Raw genomic sequence first — 3,270 nt, forward strand, 5'->3', positions numbered from 1 at the left:
TTTGTCTTCAGGGCCGCCAGCTGCTCGGAAATGGCGTCGTCTGCCTGAAGGTCAGCGAATTCCTGATCCAGGCTTTTCTTTTTGCCAAAGCTATGGCTCTCGGCCTCGGCTTCCATATGGTCGATACGGCGCTCGAAAGACTCAAATCGAGCCATCGCCTCGTCAATTTTACCGCTGTCCAACTGGCGACGCACGTCGCGTGAAGAAGAAGCAGCCTGATGACGCAGGGTCAGCGCCTGCTGGCGAGCACGGGTTTCACTCAGTTTTTTCTCCAGCTCACCAATTTCACCCTTCATACGGCCCAGGGTTTCTTCTACCTGTTCCGCTTCACGCGTTAGCGAGACGGTCAGGTCGCTCAACCTCTGTTTTTCAATCAGCGCAGCGCGGGCCAGGTCATCTTTATCTTTACGCAGCGCCAGCTCCGCTTTTTCCTGCCACTCGGCCTGCTGAATCTCTGCCTGTTCAATACGGCGGTGCAGCTGTTTTTTCTCTGCCAGTGCGCGGGCAGAGGTGGATCGTACTTCCACCAGCGTATCTTCCATTTCCTGAATCATCAGGCGCACCAGCTTCTGCGGATCTTCTGCTTTTTCCAGCAGCGAATTGATATTGGCGTTCACGATGTCGGCAAAGCGAGAAAAAATACCCATAATGTTCATCCTCTTAATAAATTTTGGTGTGACGGAGATAGCTATTCAATTCGCATGCCAACTTTTATCCCTTTGATTTTACTTGAATAGGCAGGTTTACAGTCGGGCTGAGTTTCTCTAAAGTGGTGTAAATAACCACTATTTGGCGAAAAAAATGGAAAAAGAGACGCTGCTTGGCGAGTCGAATAATTTTCTGGAGGTGTTGGAGCAGGTTTCGCGCCTGGCACCGCTGAATAAGCCGGTGCTGGTGATCGGCGAACGCGGCACCGGTAAAGAGCTGATCGCCAGTCGGCTGCATTATCTTTCCGAGCGCTGGCAGGGACCGTTTATTTCCTTAAACTGCGCGGCCCTGAACGAGAGCCTGCTGGATTCCGAACTTTTTGGCCACGAAGCTGGCGCGTTTACCGGTGCACAAAAGCGCCACCTTGGCCGCTTCGAGCGTGCCGATGGCGGTACGCTGTTTTTAGACGAGCTGGCAACAGCCCCGATGCTGGTGCAGGAAAAACTGCTGCGGGTTATCGAATATGGTCAGCTGGAGCGCGTCGGTGGCAGCCAGCCTTTACAGGTTAGCGTGCGTCTGGTCTGCGCCACCAACGCCGATTTACCGCAGCTGGCTGAAGAGGGGAAGTTTCGTGCCGATCTGCTGGACAGGCTTGCCTTTGACGTGGTGCAGCTGCCGCCGCTGCGCGAGCGCCGTAGCGACATCCTGGTCATGGCAGAGCATTTTGCTATTCAGATGTGCCGGGAACTGGGCCTGCCGTTTTTCCCTGGTTTCTCCACAAGGGCACGGCAGACGCTGCTGGAGCACGAATGGCCGGGCAACGTGCGGGAATTAAAAAACGTGGTGGAGCGATCTGTCTATCGCCATAGCGAAACGGATGAGGCGCTGGATACCATTATTATCAACCCTTTTCAGCGGCTCTATGCGGCTCCGACAGCCAACACCGCCGGCGATCTGCCCGCTTTACCGCTGGATTTACGTCGCTGGCAGCATCATCAGGAAAGAGAGCTGCTGCAAAAAGGCCTGGAACAGGCGCGCTATAACCAGCGTCGGGCGGCAGATCTGCTGGGCGTCACCTACCACCAGCTGCGCGCAATGATGAAAAAGCATAATGTAGAAATCGGGGCGGATGACGGCACGACATAAGAAATCTTAGCTCTGCTGCTGAAGTAAGGTGCGCCAGATAGCGTAGCTTTCCTGCTCAAAGCAAACGATATTAACCTGCTCTACCGTTTCACTAAGCCTGGCGACAATCGCTTCCAGCGCTATCTCTGCCGCCAGCGTTTTGGGAAATCGATAGATACCGGTGCTGATGTTGGGAAACGAAACCGATTTAATCTTGTATTCATCTACCAGGTCGAAGCAGCGGTGGTAAGCACTTCGTAAAAGCTCCGGTTCACCGTTTTGCCCCCCATTCCATACCGGCCCTACAGTATGGATAACATAGCGTGCAGGCAGGTTACCTGCACCGGTGATCACGGCGTCGCCTTCTTTGCAGCCGCCCTGTCGGGCACGGATTGCCCTGCACTCTTCCAAAATAGCGCTGCCCCCGGCACGATGTATTGCGCCGTCCACTCCGCCACCGCCCAGCAGCGACGAGTTAGCCGCATTGACCATCGCCTCTACCGGTACTTGCGTGATATCGCCCTGTAATAATTTAATTTTGTCAGACATAAGTGCCTCCTTTACGCTTCCAGTATAGACGCCCTCGTCTCTCTTTCGCCGCTGCCCCCGCCGAAAAATGCGCAAAAAAAAGCCCGCTCGGCGCGGGCTAAAAATACTGGAAGCAATGTGAGCAATGTCGTGCCCTTCTCCGGTAGAGCCCCCGTTGAAGTGCAAGGGAATAATAATCATTCTCACACGCTCCTGTAAAGCTTTTAGTGAGAATAATTCTCATTACCACACTAATATCGGGCGTATACCGCTGAAACACGCCTACCCGCATCGACGGGTAAAACGGTATAAGGGCTTCTGTCGTCCGGTCGCGATTAATCAGGATAGCGTCAGGATGCTGGCCCTGTTTCCCCGGAGGGGAACAGTGCTGGCGGATGAAAAAGCGCCAGTTGTCCTGGCAAACTTTGGGGGAGCCTCAAGAGTGCGGTACACTCTGAGGATTGCCTGATATTTCAGATGACCTATGCGCACACTACTCTGCACTTTTCTGGTCGGCCTTAGCCTGGTCGCTTCTGCTGCCGCTGCTCCGCCGGAAGATATCCGCCAAAGCGGCTTTGTCTATTGCGTGAACGGCGCGGCGACAACTTTTAATCCACAGCTCGCCAGCGGCGGGCTGGTGGTGGATACGCTTGCCGCGCAGCTCTACGATCGCCTGCTGGATGTTGATCCCTATACCTATCGGCTCATTCCCGAGCTGGCGGCAAGCTGGGAGACGCTGGATAACGGCGCTACCTACCGCTTCCATCTGCGGCATAATGTGCCTTTCCAGAAAACCGCCTGGTTTAGTCCCTCCCGCCCAATGAATGCGGACGACGTGGTATTCAGCTTTCAGCGCATTTTCGACCGTAAATCTGCCTGGCATGCTGTTAACGGTGGCAGCTATCCCTATTTTGACAGCTTACAGTTTGCCGATAGCGTGGCCAGCGTGAAAAAGCTGAGCGGTGATAC

4 protein-coding genes are annotated in these 3,270 nt (G+C 54.5%); 2 read left to right on the forward strand and 2 right to left on the reverse strand.

Features of this window, described 5'->3' with window-relative positions; all coding sequences use genetic code 11:
- Positions 1-647, reverse strand: a 647-nt coding sequence (gene pspA / locus RTK32_RS20365; RefSeq protein WP_312047131.1) for a phage shock protein PspA, incomplete at its 3' end; no start/stop codon positions are given.
- 154 nt (positions 648-801) lie between these two features.
- Here pspA and pspF point away from each other — a divergent pair.
- Positions 802-1,794, forward strand: coding sequence for a phage shock protein operon transcriptional activator (gene pspF / locus RTK32_RS20370; RefSeq protein WP_312047132.1), 993 nt, complete (start codon positions 802-804; stop codon positions 1,792-1,794).
- Between the two features lie 6 nt (positions 1,795-1,800).
- Here the strand turns inward: pspF and RTK32_RS20375 are convergent, their stop codons facing one another.
- Positions 1,801-2,322, reverse strand: a complete 522-nt coding sequence (locus tag RTK32_RS20375; RefSeq protein WP_312047134.1) for an O-acetyl-ADP-ribose deacetylase — start codon at positions 2,320-2,322, stop codon at positions 1,801-1,803.
- 463 nt (positions 2,323-2,785) lie between these two features.
- On the opposite strand from RTK32_RS20375, the gene RTK32_RS20380 reads away from it, so the two are divergent.
- A partial coding sequence (locus RTK32_RS20380) for an ABC transporter substrate-binding protein (RefSeq protein WP_312047136.1) occupies positions 2,786-3,270 on the forward strand: 485 nt, incomplete at its 3' end.

Source organism: Erwinia sp. (genome assembly GCF_031978025.1).
Lineage (GTDB): Bacteria > Pseudomonadota > Gammaproteobacteria > Enterobacterales > Enterobacteriaceae > Erwinia.

What these genes read in the sequence shown, in the direction of transcription:
- pspF (WP_312047132.1), top strand. Translation starts at nt 802, where the DNA reads ATGGAAAAAGAGACGCTGCTTGGCGAGTCGAATAATTTTCTGGAGGTG.
- RTK32_RS20375 (WP_312047134.1), bottom strand. Translation starts at nt 2,322, where the DNA reads ATGTCTGACAAAATTAAATTATTACAGGGCGATATCACGCAAGTACCG.